Annotated in this window: 16 protein-coding genes; 10 read left to right on the plus strand and 6 right to left on the minus strand. The window is 63.2% G+C overall.

What is annotated here, in order from left to right; all coding sequences use genetic code 11:
* The first annotated feature begins 58 nt into the window (after window positions 1-58).
* Window positions 59-448, plus strand: a complete 390-nt coding sequence (locus NKJ18_RS15725; protein ID WP_023673684.1) for an SET domain-containing protein — start codon at window positions 59-61, stop codon at window positions 446-448.
* Window positions 449-468: 20 nt separating this feature from the next.
* On the opposite strand, the gene NKJ18_RS15730 is transcribed toward NKJ18_RS15725, so the two are convergent.
* From NKJ18_RS15730 to NKJ18_RS15745, 4 genes are all read right to left on the minus strand, one after another.
* A complete protein-coding gene (locus tag NKJ18_RS15730) occupies window positions 469-1,419 on the minus strand; it encodes a cytochrome c (RefSeq protein ID WP_023705447.1) in 951 nt (316 codons plus the stop codon).
* Window positions 1,420-1,428: 9 nt separating this feature from the next.
* Entirely contained in the window at window positions 1,429-1,866 is a 438-nt protein-coding gene (locus NKJ18_RS15735) for a c-type cytochrome (protein ID WP_023684552.1), read from the minus strand.
* A 159-nt stretch (window positions 1,867-2,025) separates the two neighbouring features.
* Complete coding sequence (locus NKJ18_RS15740; RefSeq protein WP_352535151.1) at window positions 2,026-2,628, minus strand: superoxide dismutase; 603 nt, start codon at window positions 2,626-2,628, stop codon at window positions 2,026-2,028.
* Between the two features lie 105 nt (window positions 2,629-2,733).
* Window positions 2,734-3,612, minus strand: a complete 879-nt coding sequence (locus NKJ18_RS15745; protein WP_023673688.1) for a branched-chain amino acid aminotransferase — start codon at window positions 3,610-3,612, stop codon at window positions 2,734-2,736.
* A 168-nt stretch (window positions 3,613-3,780) separates the two neighbouring features.
* On the opposite strand from NKJ18_RS15745, the gene NKJ18_RS15750 reads away from it, so the two are divergent.
* The 9 genes from NKJ18_RS15750 to NKJ18_RS15790 all read left to right on the plus strand — a co-directional run bounded on the left by NKJ18_RS15750 (window position 3,781) and on the right by NKJ18_RS15790 (window position 15,034).
* Entirely contained in the window at window positions 3,781-4,443 is a 663-nt protein-coding gene (locus tag NKJ18_RS15750; protein WP_023743721.1) for a haloacid dehalogenase type II, read from the plus strand.
* A 175-nt stretch (window positions 4,444-4,618) separates the two neighbouring features.
* Window positions 4,619-5,428: a L,D-transpeptidase gene (locus NKJ18_RS15755; RefSeq protein ID WP_023692792.1), complete on the plus strand. Its 810-nt coding sequence runs from the start codon at window positions 4,619-4,621 to the stop codon at window positions 5,426-5,428.
* A gap of 289 nt (window positions 5,429-5,717) precedes the next feature.
* Window positions 5,718-5,918, plus strand: coding sequence for a hypothetical protein (locus NKJ18_RS15760; protein ID WP_023684556.1), 201 nt, complete (start codon window positions 5,718-5,720; stop codon window positions 5,916-5,918).
* An 809-nt stretch (window positions 5,919-6,727) separates the two neighbouring features.
* Window positions 6,728-7,663 (plus strand): helix-turn-helix domain-containing protein, encoded by a 936-nt coding sequence (locus tag NKJ18_RS15765; RefSeq protein ID WP_306413643.1) that lies wholly within the window; start codon window positions 6,728-6,730, stop codon window positions 7,661-7,663.
* 233 nt (window positions 7,664-7,896) lie between these two features.
* Entirely contained in the window at window positions 7,897-8,316 is a 420-nt protein-coding gene (locus tag NKJ18_RS15770; protein ID WP_023684558.1) for a hypothetical protein, read from the plus strand.
* Window position 8,317: 1 nt separating this feature from the next.
* Entirely contained in the window at window positions 8,318-13,267 is a 4,950-nt protein-coding gene (locus NKJ18_RS15775) for a YadA-like family protein (protein WP_352758655.1), read from the plus strand.
* A 9-nt stretch (window positions 13,268-13,276) separates the two neighbouring features.
* A complete protein-coding gene (locus NKJ18_RS15780; RefSeq protein WP_352758658.1) occupies window positions 13,277-13,852 on the plus strand; it encodes an invasion associated locus B family protein in 576 nt (191 codons plus the stop codon).
* A 13-nt stretch (window positions 13,853-13,865) separates the two neighbouring features.
* Window positions 13,866-14,561, plus strand: coding sequence for a hypothetical protein (locus NKJ18_RS15785; protein ID WP_023727661.1), 696 nt, complete (start codon window positions 13,866-13,868; stop codon window positions 14,559-14,561).
* A complete protein-coding gene (locus tag NKJ18_RS15790; protein WP_023687219.1) occupies window positions 14,558-15,034 on the plus strand; it encodes a DUF4189 domain-containing protein in 477 nt (158 codons plus the stop codon). Before NKJ18_RS15785 ends, NKJ18_RS15790 begins: the two co-directional genes overlap by 4 nt.
* Window positions 15,035-15,038: 4 nt before the next feature.
* Here the strand turns inward: NKJ18_RS15790 and NKJ18_RS15795 are convergent, their stop codons facing one another.
* Window positions 15,039-15,908 carry an aldose 1-epimerase gene (locus tag NKJ18_RS15795; RefSeq protein ID WP_352758659.1) on the minus strand — a complete coding sequence of 290 codons (870 nt, stop codon included), beginning with the start codon at window positions 15,906-15,908 and terminating at the stop codon, window positions 15,039-15,041.
* Between the two features lie 70 nt (window positions 15,909-15,978).
* Window positions 15,979-17,529 (minus strand): helicase HerA-like C-terminal domain-containing protein, encoded by a 1,551-nt coding sequence (locus NKJ18_RS15800; RefSeq protein WP_352758662.1) that lies wholly within the window; start codon window positions 17,527-17,529, stop codon window positions 15,979-15,981.
* Window positions 17,530-17,812: the final 283 nt, after the last annotated feature.

Consider the following 17,812-nt stretch of genomic DNA (forward strand, 5'->3'; position numbering starts at 1 on the left):
CTGCGCGCTACCCAATGCGCGCCACCTTCCAGACCATGACATACGCAAAGGGGCCACTATGTTGCTCGTCGACACCTATCTCGAGAAATCACCGATCCAGGGCATCGGGGTTTTCGCCAGGAACCACATTGCCAAGGGCACGCTCGTCTGGAAGCTCGACCCCAGATTCGACCGGATCATCGACGTCGAGACCTATGAAGGCGAGAGCGGCCCGGTGAAGAACTATCTCGACCGTTATTCCTATCCAGACCGCCGGGATCCGAACTACATCGTCTTCGAAGCCGACGACGCCCGCTACATGAACCATGACGACGAACCGAATTGCGACGTCTCCTCGCCCGAGGAAACCTATGCCTTGCGCGACATCGCACCCGGCGAGGAACTGACCTGCAATTACAGCCATTTCTTCGAGACGGGCTTCGACTTCCTCGGCGATCGCCACCTGTAGATCGCCACCTGTGGCCGGGATCACTTGGCCGGCTTGCTGCGCACCGGGTAGCCGTTGGGATGCGGCGGCACCGCCTTGAGATAGGCGGCTATTGCCGCGCGATCTTCCGGCGGCAGTTCGGCCATGTTGCGCTGCACGTCGACCATGGCGCCGCCGACCGAATCGAAATCAGGGGTAAAACCGGTTTCGAGATAGTTGGCGATGTCGGCTTCCGACCAGTCACCGAGCCCGCCTTCGCCCGATGTGATGTTCGGCACGATGCCGCTGCCTTCGGCGGCCGCCGCGCCAGCCAGCCACTGGCTCTTCCTGGTGCCGCCGGTGATGTCGCGCGGCGTGTGGCATTCGCCGCAATGGCCGGGCCCCTCGACCAGATAGCGGCCGGCGAGTACCAGATCAGGCGTGCCATCGGCAAAGGCAATCACCGGCTCTTTGCTGAGATGGAGCCGCTTCCACAGGCCGAGGCCGCGGCGGATGTTGAAGGGGAAAGTCAGGGAATTGTCGGGCGCCTTGCCGGCGACCGCCGGCAGCGTCTTCAGGAACGCATAGAGATCGGCAATATCAGCCGGCTTCATCCGGGCGTAGGACGCGTAGGGAAAGGCCGGATAGAAATGCTCGCCCGACGGCGACACGCCCTTCAGCATGGCGTTGGCAAGGTCCTCGACCGTCCAGGCGCCGATGCCGTCCTTGGGATCCTGTGAGATGTTGGGCGGCACGAAGGTGCCGAACGGCGTCTTGAGCTCGAGGCCGCCGACCAGTTGCAAACGGCCGTCGCCTTGCGAGCCCGGCTTGGCGTGACAGGAGGTGCAGCCGCCGGCATTGAAAATGCGCTTGCCCCTGGCGGCGTCGCCGGGGCCGAGCTGCGCCAGGGTGTCAGTGTCGAGCTTGACCGGCGCCGACAACAGCCAGCCGGCGCCGGCACCGACGACGCCCAGGACAAGGGCGGCGCCGACAAATTTTTTCCACAAGGGCATTGCCCGGGATCAGCTCTTCTTCACCCGATAGGTCTTGTGGCAGGTGCCGCAATCACTGCCGAGCGTATCGATCTGCGCCTTCAGCGCATCGACATCGGCGGGTGCGGCGGCGACTGCGGCCTTGACGTCGGCGAGGTACTTGTCTTCGGTCGATTTGAAGCCCGCCATGTCTTTCCAGATTTTGGGCGAGGCGGTGGTATCACCGCTGTCGCTGCCGGCCGGGAACAGCGTGTCGACATCGAACTTCTCGGCATTGACTTGCAGCGCCTGCAGCGCCGTCAGCACGGCGGCGGCATCGAAGTCTGCCTCGCCCTTGGCGATTTTTGACAGGCCGCCGACGATCTTGCCTCGTTCCTTCATCAGTCCCTGTCGGTCGAGGATCGGGTCGGCAAAAGCCGCCGAGGCGGCGAGGCTGAGCATAGAGATGGCGATAACAAGCTTTCTCATTCAATTGGCTCCAGGATGATGAGGGGTCGCGACCTAACGTTAACGGAGGGCGGGCCGGGATTATTCCCTGTCCGCCGGCCGGATTCTGCCGAATTTTGTGTGCCTGCTGCTTCAGCTGAGAAAGAAAAGCCCCGGAGTACCGGGGCTTCTCTGGGTCGATCAGGCTTTCGCGTCTTCGTACATTTCAAGGACATGGTCCCAGTTGATGAGGCTGTCGACGAAGGCCTCGAGATATTTCGGCCGCGCGTTGCGGTAGTCGATGTAATAGGAATGTTCCCAGACATCGACGCCGAGGATCGGCGATGCGCCATGGACGAGCGGGTTCTCGCCGTTCGGCGTCTTGGATATCGCCAGCTTGCCGTCCTTGACCGAGACCCAGGCCCAGCCCGAACCGAACTGCGTGGTGCCGGCGGCGATGAAGTCGGCCTTGAACTTGTCGTAGCCGCCGAGGTCGGCGTCGAAAGCCTTCTGCAGGGCGCCCGGAAGCTTGTTGCCGCCGCCGCCCTTCTTCATCCACTTCCAGAAATGGATGTGGTTGTAGTGCTGGGCTGCGTTGTTGAAGAGGCCGGCATTCTTGCCGAACGACTGCTTGACCACCTCTTCGACCGACAGATCGCCAAGGCCCGCTTCGGCGGCCAGCTTGTTGCCGTTGTCGACATAAGCCTTGTGGTGCTTGTCGTGGTGATACTCCAGCGTCTCCTTCGACATGTAAGGCTGCAAGGCCTCGTAGTCGTAGGGCAAGGCGGGCAATTCAAAAGCCATCGGTCATACTCCTCATGGAAAAATCCGGTGCGGATACCGGATTAAGATAGGGCTGCATTGATCTGGAACAACTCCGGAATGAAGCGCCAATTGCCTTTTAGCGGCTCAACCGGCGGAAGTCGAATGCGCCCATTCCCAATAAAGGTCGCGCGCTTTCTTGGCCACCGGCCCGGGCTGCAGATCGCGGTCCTCGATGCGGGTGATCGGCACGACCTTGGAATGATTTCCGGTCGAAAAGATCTCATCGGCTTCGAGAAAGTCGCGCACCGACAGCATCTTCTCCGTGGTCTTGAAGCCGTAATCGCCAAGCAGCGTCATGGTGCGCGAGCGGGTGATGCCGGACAGGAAGGTGCCGTTGGGCGCCGGCGTCAACACGTGGCTGTCCTTGACCAGGAAGATGTTCGAGGTTCCGGTCTCGGCGACATTGCCCAGCATGTCCAGCACCAGCGCATTGTCGAAGCCGCGTCCCTTCGCTTCGAGGATGGCGCGGCCATTGTTGGGATAGAGGCAGCCGGCCTTGGCATTGGTCGGCATGGTCTCGATGGTCGGCCGCCGGAACGGCGACACGGTGATCGAAAAGCCGGTCGGCGAGATCATCGGCGATTCGTAGAGGCAGAGGCAGAAACGGGTCGAGGCCGGATCGGCCGGCACGCCCATATAGCCGCCATGCTCGGCCCAGTACATCGGCCTGATGTAGACCGCTGTCTTGCCGTCGAACTTCTTCAGCCCGTCCCAGGTCAGTCCAACAATCTCATCGGCGCTCATCGACGGCGCGAGGCCGAGCGCGGTCGCCGATGCGTTCACCCTAGCGGCATGCAGCTCGAGATCGGGGGCGACGCCTTCGAACCAGCGGGCGCCGTCGAAGACGCTGGTGCCGAGCCACATGGCGTGGCTGCGCGGACCCAGAATGGCGACGTTGCCTTCGTACCAGTCGCCGTCGACGAAGGTCCATGTCGCCGATAGCGCCGCAGTCGCCAGTGTCATTGTTCGGTTCCGCTTCAAAGCTGCCTGTGCCAAGCATTGGAAGATGCTTTGACCGGCGCCGTCAACCGGCATGGAGCGGTTTTTGTTGAGGCCAGAGCGCCCCAAGAAAGCGATCAAGACTACAATCGATGCTTGCACCTTGCGCCGCCTGCCCTCAAAACTGTCGCCATGCATTACGCGGCTTACGTTTTCGACGCCTATGGCACGTTGTTCGACGTGCACGCCGCCGTGCGCCGTCACGACGGCGAGATCGGCCCTGACGGCCCGCTGCTTTCGGAAATCTGGCGCGCCAAGCAGCTGGAATATTCCTGGGTGCGCACGCTGATGGGCGGCTATGCCGATTTCTGGCAGCTCACCGAACAGGCGCTCGATTTCGCCCTGCGCAAGGTTCCCTCCGCCGACAAGGGACTGAAGGCCAAGCTGCTCGAAGCCTATTGGCGGCTCGACTGCTATCCGGAAGTGCCGGCCGTGCTGAAGGCACTGAAAGCATCCGGCGCCAAGCTCGCAATCCTGTCCAACGGCTCGCCCGAGATGCTGGAAGCGGCGGTCAAGTCGGCCGCCCTCGACCAGGTGCTGGACGATATCTTTTCGGTCGACGCCGTCAGGCGCTTCAAGACCGACCCGTCGACCTACGACATGGTGGCGACGGGCTGGCGACTCTATCCGGGCGCCGTCTCGTTCCAGTCGTCCAACCGCTGGGACATCGCCGGCGCCACCAAATTCGGCTTTCGCACCGTCTGGATCAACCGCGCCAACCAGCCCGAGGAATACCGGGATTTCCCGCCGGCGCTGATCCTGCCGTCGCTTGAAGGCCTGCTGACCGGCGGCTGATCACTCTGTTGCCTTCGAGCAACAGTGGCAGGGCGGTCACAGCTTCGCCTTTGTTTGTCCACCCTCAGGCCAGAATCGGAACCGCCTATCGCGTCAGGCATTGGGGGAGGCCGACCACTGCGCCGCTTGAAGGCATTCACGCTTTCTTGCGATTCGAGACTTAAAAAAGGCAACCATGTTGAAGACCGAAATCGACCCCTATCGCCTGAGCCGTCGCGGCTTTCTGAATGCTGCAGCCCTTGGCGCCGCTTCGATTGCGGTCTCCGCCTGCACCACCACCGGACCGGCGCCGGCGCCGGTCGAACCGCCACCGCCGACCTATGACGAGCCGCCGCTCGGCGACTATGCGACGATGTACGGCCCGATTTCCGACAGCGGGTTCGAGCTCCCGGCCATCCCGATCAAGAAGATGGACCCGCAGTTCCTGCGCCAGATCGTTCCCGATCCGACCGGCCAGCGGCCAGGCACCATCATCGTCGATACGACCAACCATTTCCTCTATCTGGTGCGCGAAGGCGGCCAGGCGATCCGTTACGGCGTCGGCCTCGGCCGCGCCGGCTTCGAATGGTCGGGAGACGCCGTCGTCCAGTGGAAGCAGAAATGGCCGAAATGGACGCCGCCCGATGAGATGGTTGCCCGCCAGCCTGAACTGGAAGAATACAGCGCCAAGAACGGCGGCATGCCCGGCGGCCTCAAGAACCCGCTCGGCGCCCGCGCGCTCTACCTGTTCCACGACAACGTCGACACGCTCTACCGCCTGCATGGCTCGCCGGAATGGAACTCGATCGGCAAATCCGTCTCGTCAGGCTGCGTGCGCCTGATAAATCAGGACATCATCGACCTCTACGACCGCGTGCCGTCGAAGAGCCCGGTCATCGTGACGTCCGACATCGGCCAGCCGATGGCGGCGAGCGCAAACCGCAGAGCCATCCCGATCGATGGCGGGGTGCCGGATGGCTCGGTCCTGCTCGGCCCGGTGACCTGATCGACTTCATCGATGCCATGAAGCGGCAGGTTCCGCTCCATGCGGCAAAGCTCGCCAGGATCCCGATAGCTTTACGCGAATGCCTGGGGTTCGCATCCAAGATGTGCAATGCCGGCAACAGGAGGCCAAAAAAGACGTCCAGACGAACCATGGAGCCGCTGCAATCGGGGCGGCCATGCCCTGTCAATCTCGACGCTGCTGTGTTTCGTTACCGATTGATGTATATTAGACGGGAGTATGATTGCAGAGACATACATTTCATTAGATCATTGATGGCGGGGGAACGCCGATGGTGGGATTTGATTTCGATAGTCCGCCTGCCGACGGCGCCGAGGCCAACCTGTCGGCCGAATGCGAGCGCCAATTGCTGCCGCTCGTCCGCGGAATTGTCGAGGCGGCGGTTGCCGCCGGGTGGAGCCAGGAAGACGTTCTTCTGGCCATGGTCGAGCTGTCCTGGGATCTGTACGAGAAACGCCGAGGCGATCTTTAGCAGGCCTGCGTGAGCCGGATAATTCCGTAGCGCCGGCCAAGCCAGGCCATGTTTTTCTCGCGCGAACTTTTTTCTTCACTTACAATGTTTTTTCTATCCACGGGATGCGCTACGCTGCCTTTGGGCAGGACTATGGGGGATACAAATTACCGTCCGGATTTCCGGGTTGGCTGTTTGCACGGCACGGAATTTCGATGGGCTGGCAAAGCGGCTGAGGCAAGGCTGAATGAAAAATGCGGGCGAGGTTCAGGAACGCAGCGCAGGCGCCGATCGGGTCGATCGGCACGCCCTCGGACATAATGCCCGAAAATGCCAATCCCAGAAGAGCAACCATGCGGGGGAGCGGGATATGCTCTGTCCGCAGCCCTGGATCGCTCCCGGAGGGTCGCCATCGCCGAAGTCGCCTACCTCGCGGGATTTTCGGATCAAGGCCATTTGGCCACCGCCATGAAGAAGCACAAGGGAAAGAAGCCATGATTCGGGCGATAACTGCTGCCGGATCGTCCGTGGCAATGACAGATAGTCGACCAGCTCTGTCAATGGCCGCGCGATCTATATTCGGAATACAACGCTGGATTGCGACGGCACACTATGCACAATAACTAGGCAAAATGGTAAGATAAGATCGGAAAATAGTCAGGTAGCCTTGGCTAAAAATTCAAACCTGTAAATTTATAGTCAAAATCCTGGTAAAATTTTCATTTGAGCTCAAATTCTTCTTTGCAATATAAAGCAGCATCTGTAGGATTCGAAGGAACGCCCAGGAGCAAACGTGAATTCTGGGCGCCTCGATACAGCACAGGATTGGATTGATCGGCGCAGCAGTGGCAGAGACGAAGATGCAACATAGAGGCAACGTCCAGGAAAGCGCCGGGACAGAGCGGCGGCGCGCGGATCGTCGCATCTTCGACGGAATTCCGGAAAGCGCGGGGCGCTACCTGGTCACGTTTCGAGGCGGCGCGGCACATGTCGTTCATGGGCCGGGATCACACACATTCAAAGCGGCGGAACATTTCGCTTCGGTTCTGCTTACACCCTCACCAGGGATTGCGGCATCGCTGGGCAGCGACAAAGTCCACGAATACGACGGCGACGTCGGCATGATCATGATCGTCCCAGCCGACCTCGGCGGCAAGGTGACTCGGTCATCCACCACGGAAAGCGTAATCGTGGCGCTCACCCCCGAGAGTCTCTTCGAGCTGGCAACGCGTGAATTCGACACCGGCCATGCCGAGCTTCAGCCGCCGCCGTACGGGACCGTCGACTTCCAGGCGCTGCAACTCGCGCAGTTGCTGAAGGCGGAACTGACGGATCGGGAAACTCCAAACGAGTTCTATATCGATTCGTTGGTCACCATGTTCGGCGTCCATTTGCTTCGGAACTACGCAGGAGCGCGAAAGTTGCCACAAGCCCCAAAGGGCGGTCTGTCGAACCGCAGCGCCCGGCGGGTGCGGGAATTCCTGGAGGTAAATTTTTCCAGCAAGATCGCGGTGGCCGAGCTGGCCGCACTCTGTGGCCTTTCGCCGAGCCATTTCATCCTGGCATTCACCAAGACTTTTGGCGAGCCGCCGCACAAATATCTGCTGCGGCTGCGTCTCGATTTCGCCGAAAAACTTCTCATCGAGAGCGACCTGTCGATTGCGGAAGTCGCTCATCTCAGTGGATTCTCGGACCAGAGCCACTTGACAGTCACCATGTCCAGATACCGGAACAGAACCCCCAGGCAGGTGAAGCTGCAACGTTAACGCTTGTTGCGGCGCGCATGATTGTCCGCGGCGATACCTCGATTGATCTTCAGTATAGTCGAAGGTTGTGTGGCAGAGCAGTCACAGTCGTCGCGCAGGGACCAAATACCGGATTTTCCTACAAAGATTCCGGACTATTCCAAAATACCTGCACCGCGAATGTGCTCATGGTCGCGATGGAAGTCATTTGGGGCGGGGGAGCAACCAGATGATACAGCATGTCGGATTGTCCCATGGACATTCAATTCGCGGAAATCGAGGTCTTCGCGCCTAAGGCCGAAGCGGCCTGGGCTGCACTGCAACGCCAATACGCCAGCCGGATCAGCGCTGCGGAACTCGACCATCTCCTGGCCTGTTTCGTGCTTGGACTGACCTCTCCGGCTTGTGGTGAAGGCGATCCGGGATTTCATTTCGATCTCTGCCGCGCGCTGGTGGCGGTAAGCCTGCCGCCGGAACGGACGGAGGCTGCACTGCATACGGTTCCAGAACCGACTCAGCCATGGGTCGCGAGCGCCTATCAGCTGATTGAAAAACAAGGCGCGAAGGTCGGTCTCTCGTTGCGGGAGAAGACGCGCAATTTCGAAGATTTTTTGGCCACCGAGGCGAATGGTGCGGCACATCAGGGCGCCTCGGCAATTGCGAGGAAAAACTAGCATGACCAGACGCGTCGAGGGGCGGATAAGGATCGCATTTCTTCCCGGATTTGTTGGAAACTGGCTCACGGGCGCGACCGACAGTCGCTCGGTCCGCCGCCGCCTGATGGCGGTGTTGCGCATGGCTCACCGGGTTCTTGGCCTCGGTCGCAAGAATATGGGTCTGGGAACATTGGGAAGGGGCACCAGCGTGCGTTCGGCCTTGGCCTGCGGCGTGAGCCCGGCCAGCATGATTGGAGGCTTGGCCGCGATCGCCGCGATCGGCCTCACCACACCGGCCCAGGCACAATACCAGGCTGGCGGCGGTTCGGCGACCGGCGGCAACGCCGTCGCCATCGGTAACGGCGCCGCGACGAATGGCAATAACAGCGTGGCGTTGGGCAGTTCCAACAGTGCAACGGGCGACGGCACGATCGCCATCGGCTATGCGATGGGTGTCAATGGCCTCAATTCCATAGGCATAGGTGTCTTCGCAGGCGCAACCGGCGTCAATGCCCTCGCCGTGGGCGGGAACGCCAAGGCCAACGGGGACGCAGCAAGCGCTATTGGCGTCAATTCGGTTGCAACCACAAGCGCGGCCGCTTTTGGCAATAATGCGCGTGCCGACGGAGTCAACTCGACCGCGATCGGCCCTGTTACCCGGGCGACCGGATTGCGCGCCACCGCGCTCGGGTTCGGGGCAACGGCATCCGGCGTGGATTCGATTGCCCAAGGTAACAGCGCTGTCGCAAGCAACCAGAATGCCGTCGCCATTGGATTCCAGGCGACCGCGACCAGCATCAACTCCATCAACATTGGCGGGCGCACCCTCGCGGGATCAGGCGCGCTCTCGCAGGGCGCCATCGCCCTTGGTACGGATGTCACGGCAAATCAGCAAAACACCGTTGCCATAGGCGTCCTGACCAAAGCGACCGGAACGAGCGCAACGGCGATGGGCAACACCGCCAGTGCCTGGGGCAACCAGTCCATCGCATTCGGCGTCGGCGCACTGGCGGGTGTTCAGGCCAACACCGCACTGCCCAACAGCATCGCGATCGGCACGAATTCGGTCTCTTCCGGCGCTTCTGCCGTCGCGCTCGGCACCGCCGCGAAAGCATCTTCCGCCGATGCCGTTGCGATGGGAAGCAACGCCAGTGCGTCGACCCAATACGGCGTCGCAATCGGCCTGAATGCGGCAGCCTCCGGTACAGGCGGAGCGATGGCACTTGGCCAAGGTACGATCTCGAGCGGTGTCAATTCCGTTGCCCTCGGCGTCCAGGCCAGTGCCACCGGGGCAGGCGCCAATGCCTTGGGCACCTTGTCCGTTGCTTCGGGAGGCAATTCCACAGCCCTCGGCACCAGTTCCACGGCCAGCAACAACTATGCGACAGCCGCAGGCTGGGGATCTGTCGCCAGCGGCGCTGATTCCGCTGCCGTAGGACGTGAGGCCGTCGCGTCGGCGCTTGACGCAACGGCGATGGGGTACATATCCAAGGCCTCGGGCCAATACAGCACCGCCGTCGGCGCCAACGCAAACGCCACCGCCACGTCCAGCACGGCGATCGGCCAGAACGCGTTTGCAACCGGCGTTCAAGCATCCGCTTTCGGCGTAGGAGCGAATGCCGGCGCCCAGAATGCGGTTGCGCTGGGCGCCCTCTCCACCGCCAGCGCCACGAGCGCCATCGCCGTGGGCAACAACGCCAAGGCGGATTCGGCCGAAGCGGTCGCCATGGGCACCAATGCGGTGGCAACCGGCGGCAAGGCCGTCTCCATCGGTTCGGGCAACACGGCTTACGGCAACGGCGCGGTCTCCATCGGCGATCCGAGCTATGCCAGCGGCACCGGCGCCTTCACCGGCGGCGCCAACAACATCGCCAACAGCGACGGCACGGCAACCGCCACAGCCGCAAACCAGGCCGCAGGCGCGGTTGCCATCGGCAACAACAACAAGGCCGTCGGGCAAGGCTCCGTGGCGCTGGGCAATGGCTCGACGGCGGGTGCAGCCGGCCTTGCCGGCAATGTCGCGCTGGGCAACGGCGCGACGGCGACGGCAAGCTCCGGCGACGTAGCGCTCGGTTCGGGCTCGGTGACCGCGACGGCGGTCGGCACCAGCGGCGCGACGATCGGCGGCACGGCCTACAGCTTCGCCGGCACGACGCCGACGAGCACTGTCAGCGTCGGCGCGCTCGGCGCGGAGCGGACCATCACCAATGTCGCGGCGGGCCGGCTCAGCAATTCGTCGACCGACGCCATCAATGGCTCGCAGCTCTTCGCCACCAACCAGCAGGTGACGCAGAACACGACGGCCATCGCCGCCAACACCGCCGACATCACCAATCTCGGCAACACGATCAACAGCATCAGCACCGGTGGCGGCATCAAGTATTTCCACGCCAATTCGACGGCGGCGGACTCGTCCGCAACGGGCACGGACTCCGTTGCTATCGGACCAGTCGCGACCGCGACGGGGACAAACGCCATCGCGGCCGGCACCAATTCGAGCGCCTCCGACGCCAACGCCTCGGCCTTCGGCAGCGGCGCCGTCGCATCGGCGCTTGACGCAACGGCGATGGGATACATCTCCAAGGCCTCGGGCCAATACAGCACCGCCGTCGGTGCCAACGCCAATGCCACAGCCACGTCCAGCACCGCGATCGGCCAGAACGCGTTTGCAACCGCCTTTCAAGCGACCGCTCTCGGCGTAGGAGCGAATGCCGGCGCCCAGAATGCAATCGCGCTGGGCGCCCTCGCCAACGCCAGCAACGCCGGCGACGTGGCGCTCGGCTCGGGCTCGGTAACCGCCGCGGCGGTCGGCACCGCCGGCACGACGATCGGCGGCGTCGCCTACAACTTCGCCGGCACGACGCCGGCAAGCACCGTCAGCGTCGGCGCGGTCGGCGCGGAACGCACCATCACCAATGTCGCGGCGGGCCGGCTCAGCAATTCGTCGACCGACGCGATCAACGGCTCGCAGCTCTTCGCCACCAACCAGCAGGTGACGCAGAATACGACCGACATCGCCGCCAACACCGCCGACATCACCAATCTCGGCAACACGATCAACAGCATCAGCACGGGCGGCGGCATCAAGTATTTCCACGCCAATTCGACGCTGGCGGATTCGCAGGCGCTGGGGACGGATTCCGTTGCCATCGGCCCGAATGCTGTGGCCAACAATGCCGGCGACGTGGCGATCGGCGCGAATGCGGTGTCGACTGCGACCACGGCGGTCGGCGGCACCACGATCGGCGGCGTTGCCTACACCTTCGCCGGCGCGACGCCCGCTGGTGCATTCTCGGTCGGCTCGGTGGGCGCCGAACGCCAGATCCAGAACGTCGCGGCCGGGCAGTTGAGCGGCTCCTCGACCGATGCGGTCAACGGCTCGCAGCTGTTTGCGACCAACCAGCAGGTGACGCAGAACACCACCGATATCGCTGCCAATACTGCTGACATCACCAATCTCGGCAATTCGATCAGCAATATTACCGGCGACACCTCGCTGGCCTACACCGACGCCAATGGCGACGGCATCCGCTATGTGCGCACCAACGACAGGACGCTTGCCATCGCGGACTCCTTCGCGCAAGGGATCGGCTCTTCCGCCCTGGGCTACCAGGCGACCGCGAGCGCCGACAATGCGCTGGCGCTCGGCCGCGACACCCAGGCCAGCGTCATCGGCGGCGTGGCGCTCGGCGCCGGCTCGGTTTCGGATCGGGCGGTCGCACCCGTATCGGGATCGATCCTCTCGGGCACCGGCCTCATTCCCTACAACACCGCGGACATGAGCCTGCTCGGCGCCGTCTCGGTCGGCACCTCCACCTCCTATCGCCAGATCATCAACGTGGCCGACGGCACGCAGGACCAGGACGCGGTCACGCTTCGCCAGTTGAAGGGCGCGCTGAGCTCGTTCGCGGTGACGGGGAGCCTGTACTTCCACGCCAATTCGACGGCCGCGGATTCGCTTGCGGTCGGCGTCGATTCGGTTGCGGTCGGTCCGCGCACCACCGTCAATGGCGACAATGGCATCGGCATCGGCAATGGCGCCATCGTGCAGCAGACGGCGCCGGGAGGCATCGCGATCGGCCAGAATTCGACGGTCAACCAGGCCGACAGCATCGCCCTCGGCACCAACGCGACCACCAACGGAGCGCAGGCGGTGGCGCTCGGCGCCGGCGCAAAGGCCAACGAGCCGGGCAGCGTCGCGCTCGGCGCGGGCTCGACGACGGCGGCGGCGGTCGCCACCACCGGCACCACGATCAACGGCGTTGCCTATACCTTCGCCGGAACAGCTCCGACGAGCACGGTCAGCGTCGGCACCGTCGGCAACGAGCGCACCGTCACCAATGTCGCGGCGGGCCGGATCAGCGGCACCTCCACCGACGCCATCAACGGCAGCCAGCTCTTCGCCACCAACCAGGCGGTCGAAGCCATGCAGGGTAGCGTCGGCGACCTGAATCAGTTCGCCGTCCAGTACGACAAGGACGGGAACGGCAACAAGTCCAACTCGATTACCCTTGCCGGCGGCGACCCGAACACGCCGGTGGTCATCCACAATGTCGGGCCGGGCGTTGCCAACACCGATGCGGTCAATGTTCAGCAGTTCAACAGCGGGTTAGCACTCAACCTGGACAATTCGAAGAACTACACCAACCAGGTGGCGGCCACCACGCTGCAGCAAGCCAATGCGTATGCGGACTCCAAACTCAGCCAGCTCAACATGGACATGGGAGAGGTCAGGGGCGAGGCGCGCCAGGCTGCGGCAATCGGCTTGGCGGCCGGCTCGCTGCGCTACGACGATCGTCCCGGCAAGCTGAGCGTGGCCGCCGGCGGAGGCTATTGGCGCGGTGAAGGCGCCCTGGCCTTCGGCGCCGGCTACACCAGCGAGGAAGGACGTGTTCGAGCGAACCTGTCCGGTACGACGGCAGGCGGACACTGGGGTGTCGGCGCGGGCGTCAGCCTTACGCTGAACTAGAGCCCGGCCATGATCAGGCAGGCAGTCCTTGCTGTCGCGATATCCATCACGTCAATGCTCCTGTCCGGCCCGTTAGCGGCCGGGCAGGAAGCGATCCCTTCCGGCTACAGGGTAAAACCTTCCGACGTAGCGATCCCTGCGGATGCGAAGCTTGGCGAGTATCAACGGACCACCCGTCCGTTCGAGAACTGGACGCTGATCTGCGACGAGAACCTGAAGGCGCGCCAAAAGGTCTGCAATGTCACCCAGATCATCGAGGACCAGGCAGGACAGGTTGCGTTCAGCTGGTCGCTTGCCGCCACCAAGGAAGGCAACCCCTACATGATCTTGCGCGCCCCGCCGATCGCCAAGAGCGACGCTCCTGTCTCGCTGACATTCGAGGGGCGCAAGGAGCCGATAAAAATTCAACTCGACGGATGCAATCAGGCCGTCTGCGTCGGCATGCTGCCGGTTGGTCCGATCATGCGCGAACAGATTTCGAAGGCCGCGGCATCCGTCATCTCCTTCCCGACCACGGATGGCAGGACGATCAACGTAACCGCGACCCTCAAGGGCTTGGCCGCGGCCGTTGCGGCGATCAATTGACGAGGCAATCGCGATGAACCAGCAATCGATCCATGACCGGATAATGTCCCGCAACCAGGGAAAGGATGCTGTCCGGGTCGGCATCGAAGACCGGAGCAGACCGCAACGAAACCGCGCGAGGACCGCTGTCTTCTCGTTGCTCGCCATTGCCGTCGTCGCCACGGCCGGCTTCGCGGCCATGCGCTACGACCTGCTCCACAATTTATTGCCGCAGCCGGCGGTCGCGGAGACCAACCAGCCCAATCCGGCCCTGGCCGAGACGCCATTTCTGCAACACGCCAAAGAGGCAGGCTTGCAGTCTTGTTCCAACATTTTCCCAGCCCTCGGGCAGATGCTGACAACCGGCACGACGTACAGCGTCCAGTCGATCTGGAACAACGAGGCCCCCGACAAACACCTCGTGGAAGCCCTGGTCGGCATGAACTACGCCACACAGGGCTACAGCGGCCCGGCGGCAGGCCTGGTGTTCGCGGCACCCACCGCATCCGTTTGCGAAGGTACGATGGTCAGGGTGGCGCCATTCGCGGCCAATTGCGCCGATGTTCCGGCCCTGCTTCCGAAAGACAGCAAGCTCGCCAACAATCTTGGACAAATCAGCGTCTATGAACTGGCCAATGGAGGGGGCAACGCGATGCTGCTGCCAACCGGCAACAGCTGCGTCGTCATTTCCGTGGCCTCGGCAGCAGGTAAACAAGGAGGCGTACAATGAGGGTGAATTCCGCCATTGCGGCGATCGGCATGCTGTTGCTTTGCGCCGGACGGCTGGGCGCGGCGGACCTCGCCCCGGCGGCGGACGTGCCCGAGCCGCCGGCCCAGGAGGAGAGAGGCATCTGGGCGGCGATCGCCTATTCGAGCCCCGACGAGAAGCACGGCTTCTTTTGGGGCGCCGACAAGCGGCAGGAGGCGATGGACATCGCGCTGAAGCATTGCCAGAACGCCGGCGGCGGCAGCTGCGCCGTGGTCAGCGTATTCCGCAATCATCGCCATTGGGACGATGACGACAATACCGGCTTTCCCTACAAGCATTGCGGCGCCCTCGCCGTAGGCGAGAAGCCGGAAGGGCGGCTGACCAGTTGGGGCGCCGAGACGGCGCAAACACGCCGGGATGCCGAAGACCTGACACTGCAGGCGTGCGAGCGGAACGGACAAAAATGCAAGATCCGCGAGTGGGTGTGCACATGACGCATCAGAGCGAAGCAGCGGAATGCCAATCAAGGCGCATGTTTGCACTCAGCGTAGCGCCGTGCTCAAGCGGGGTCAGCCCTTCGCCGTGATGCGCATCGACGGTATGCGACACCGGCTCGAAGCAGAAGAAATCCGCATCCATCGACGGCGAATAGAGGATAAAGACGTCGAGCGGCGGCGAGGCGGTGAGCGAGATGGCGATCCTGTCCTCGGGCCGGGTGATCCTGGCGCGGCGGTCCCAGCCGTCGAAGGCGTTGTTGACCCAGCTTCGCGGCAGCAGGGAGGCGTTCGAGAAATTCCACGCGGGGTAATCGGCCACCGGCGCCACGCCGACCGGCAGATGATGCTTGTCCTCCAGCCAGACCCGCGCCGCCTTCGCCTCGAGCGTCGTTCCGGCGCTGCGCGGGAACCAGGGATGAAAGCCGAGCCCGTAAGGCAGGCGAATGCCGGTGCGATTCTCCACGGTGAGCGTGGCGTCCAGGGCTCCGTCATGCAGCGCATAGGCGACCCGTGCCGTATATCGGTAGGGGCCGATTTCACCGGCGTCGAGGACCAGTTCCGCCTCGGTGGCGCTGTGGCTGGCAATCCGCCACTCCCTCTGGAAGCCGTCGCCATGGATTGGAAAGGCCTCCCCCGGCACGTTCGGCTCGATCGCATGGAAGCGGCCGTCGAAGACGAAACCGCCGCCTGAGATGCGGTTCGACCAGGGAACCAGAAGCTGGCAGCCGGAGGCGCCGGTGCCATCGTCGGGGCGGAGCAGCGGCACCGTTGCGCCGCAGACCAGTGCATCGAAGCGGGCGATCGCCGCGCCCTTTTGCGGAGCCAGGACCAGACGGGCGCGGTCGTCGCGCAGTTCCAGGAGGCCGGCCACCCCTACCAGCCGCCGTCAATAGCGATATTTTGGCCGCTGATCATGTCCGAGGCGGGCTGGCTGACACTTTTCACCGCCCCCTGGACAGGCTGCCCAGAATCCCGCGCACGATCGCGCGGCCGACCGACGAGCCGACCGAGCGCACCACCGCCTTGATCGCGGCCTCGGCCACGGTCTGGCGATTGGAGGGCCGGGGCGCCGGGGCGCGGCGACCGCCTGATTGCTGTGGCGGCGAATCGTCATTGCCGAAGCCGGGGATGGTCCAGCGTGAGCGGCCGCTGTCGGCCGGCTGTGCCTGTTCTTCCGCCTCCTGCGCGCCCACGGCTTTCTTCTGCAGCATCTCGAAGGCCGATTCGCGGTCGATGGTCTGGTCGTACTGGCCGGCAACCGGGCTCTGGTCGATCAGCTTGCGGCGCTCGTCCGCCGTGATCGGGCCAAGCCTGGACGACGGCGGCCGGATCAATGTCCGCTGCACCATGGACGGCACGCCCTTGACCTCCAACGTCGAGACCAGCGCCTCGCCGGTGCCGAGCTGGGTGATGGCGGTGGCGCAGTCGAAATCCGGGTTGGGCCGGAAGGTGTCGGCGGCGGTCTTGACCGCCTGCTGCTCACGCGGCGTATAGGCGCGCAGCGCGTGCTGCACACGGTTGCCGAGCTGGGCGAGAACCTTTTCAGGGATGTCCAAAGGGTTCTGCGTGACGAAATAGACACCGACGCCTTTCGAACGGATCAAGCGAACCACCTGCTCGACGCGGTCGATCAGCACCTTCGGCGCATCGTCGAAAAGCAGATGCGCCTCGTCGAAGAAGAACACCAGCTTCGGCCTTTCGGGATCGCCGACCTCGGGCAATTCCTCGAACAGCTCCGACATCAGCCAGAGCAGGAAGGTGGCGTAGAGCCTGGGGTTCATCATCAATCTGTCGGCAGCGAGCACGCTGATGGCGCCGCGGCCGTCGCGGGTGGTGCGCATGATGTCGGCGATGCGCAAAGCCGGTTCGCCGAAGAAATGCGCCGCGCCCTGCTGTTCCAGCACCAGAAGCGTGCGCTGGATTGCGCCGACCGACGGCTTGGTGACATTGCCGTAGCGCGAGCTGATCTCGTCGGCGCGCGCTGCGATGTTGGCCAGCAGTGCTTGCAGATCCTTCATGTCGAGCAGCAGCAGGCCATCCTCATCGGCGATGCGGAAGGCGATGTTCATGATGCCTTCCTGCGCTTCGGAGAGGTTCATCAGCCGCGACAGAAGCAGCGGCCCCATTTCCGAGACGGTGGCGCGGATCGGATGGCCCTGCTCGCCGAACAGGTCCCAGAAGATGACCGGGAATTCCTGGAAGTCGTAAGGGTCGAGCTTGACCTGCTCGGCCCGCTTGACCAGGAAATCCTGCGCCTTGCCCATCATGGCAATGCCGGACAGGTCGCCCTTGATATCGGCGCAGAACACAGGCACGCCGGCATTGGAAAACCCCTCGGCCAGGATCTGCAGGCTGACTGTCTTGCCGGTGCCGGTGGCGCCGGTGATCAGGCCATGGCGGTTCCCATATTGCAGCAAGAGCTGTTCGGCGCGCTGATAGCTGTCGTCGGGCTTGCGGCTGGCGCCGAGGAAAATGCTGGTGTCGTCAGCCATATGACCATGTCTCCGCAAACTGATGTGTTAAAAGCCTGTGGCCGTGCCGCAGGGTATAGTCAGGCCATTGCGCAGCGACAATGCTATTCTCCAATTGGGCTATCCATCCAGTTGGCTATTCATCCAGATTGGGCCAATCGTCTAAATTGAACCAATCCTCCAAATCGGTTTTTGGAACTTGCGGATTTTGCCGCTGTTTGGCAATCGTTCCATGGTTCGTCCACGCAGGCTGCCCTATGTCAGGGAAGCGAATCCCAACCGCGCAAGCGCATTGCATTGCGAT

The organism is Mesorhizobium sp. M0217 (assembly GCF_040321955.1).
GTDB lineage: Bacteria > Pseudomonadota > Alphaproteobacteria > Rhizobiales > Rhizobiaceae > Mesorhizobium.

What these genes read in the sequence shown, in the direction of transcription:
- NKJ18_RS15790 (WP_023687219.1), top strand. Translation starts at nt 14,558, where the DNA reads ATGAGGGTGAATTCCGCCATTGCGGCGATCGGCATGCTGTTGCTTTGC.
- NKJ18_RS15800 (WP_352758662.1), bottom strand. Translation starts at nt 17,529, where the DNA reads ATGGCTGACGACACCAGCATTTTCCTCGGCGCCAGCCGCAAGCCCGAC.
- NKJ18_RS15755 (WP_023692792.1), top strand. Translation starts at nt 4,619, where the DNA reads ATGTTGAAGACCGAAATCGACCCCTATCGCCTGAGCCGTCGCGGCTTT.
- NKJ18_RS15785 (WP_023727661.1), top strand. Translation starts at nt 13,866, where the DNA reads ATGAACCAGCAATCGATCCATGACCGGATAATGTCCCGCAACCAGGGA.
- NKJ18_RS15725 (WP_023673684.1), top strand. Translation starts at nt 59, where the DNA reads ATGTTGCTCGTCGACACCTATCTCGAGAAATCACCGATCCAGGGCATC.
- NKJ18_RS15735 (WP_023684552.1), bottom strand. Translation starts at nt 1,866, where the DNA reads ATGAGAAAGCTTGTTATCGCCATCTCTATGCTCAGCCTCGCCGCCTCG.
- NKJ18_RS15780 (WP_352758658.1), top strand. Translation starts at nt 13,277, where the DNA reads ATGATCAGGCAGGCAGTCCTTGCTGTCGCGATATCCATCACGTCAATG.
- NKJ18_RS15730 (WP_023705447.1), bottom strand. Translation starts at nt 1,419, where the DNA reads ATGCCCTTGTGGAAAAAATTTGTCGGCGCCGCCCTTGTCCTGGGCGTC.
- NKJ18_RS15740 (WP_352535151.1), bottom strand. Translation starts at nt 2,628, where the DNA reads ATGGCTTTTGAATTGCCCGCCTTGCCCTACGACTACGAGGCCTTGCAG.
- NKJ18_RS15760 (WP_023684556.1), top strand. Translation starts at nt 5,718, where the DNA reads ATGGTGGGATTTGATTTCGATAGTCCGCCTGCCGACGGCGCCGAGGCC.
- NKJ18_RS15750 (WP_023743721.1), top strand. Translation starts at nt 3,781, where the DNA reads ATGCATTACGCGGCTTACGTTTTCGACGCCTATGGCACGTTGTTCGAC.
- NKJ18_RS15770 (WP_023684558.1), top strand. Translation starts at nt 7,897, where the DNA reads ATGGACATTCAATTCGCGGAAATCGAGGTCTTCGCGCCTAAGGCCGAA.
- NKJ18_RS15775 (WP_352758655.1), top strand. Translation starts at nt 8,318, where the DNA reads ATGACCAGACGCGTCGAGGGGCGGATAAGGATCGCATTTCTTCCCGGA.
- NKJ18_RS15745 (WP_023673688.1), bottom strand. Translation starts at nt 3,612, where the DNA reads ATGACACTGGCGACTGCGGCGCTATCGGCGACATGGACCTTCGTCGAC.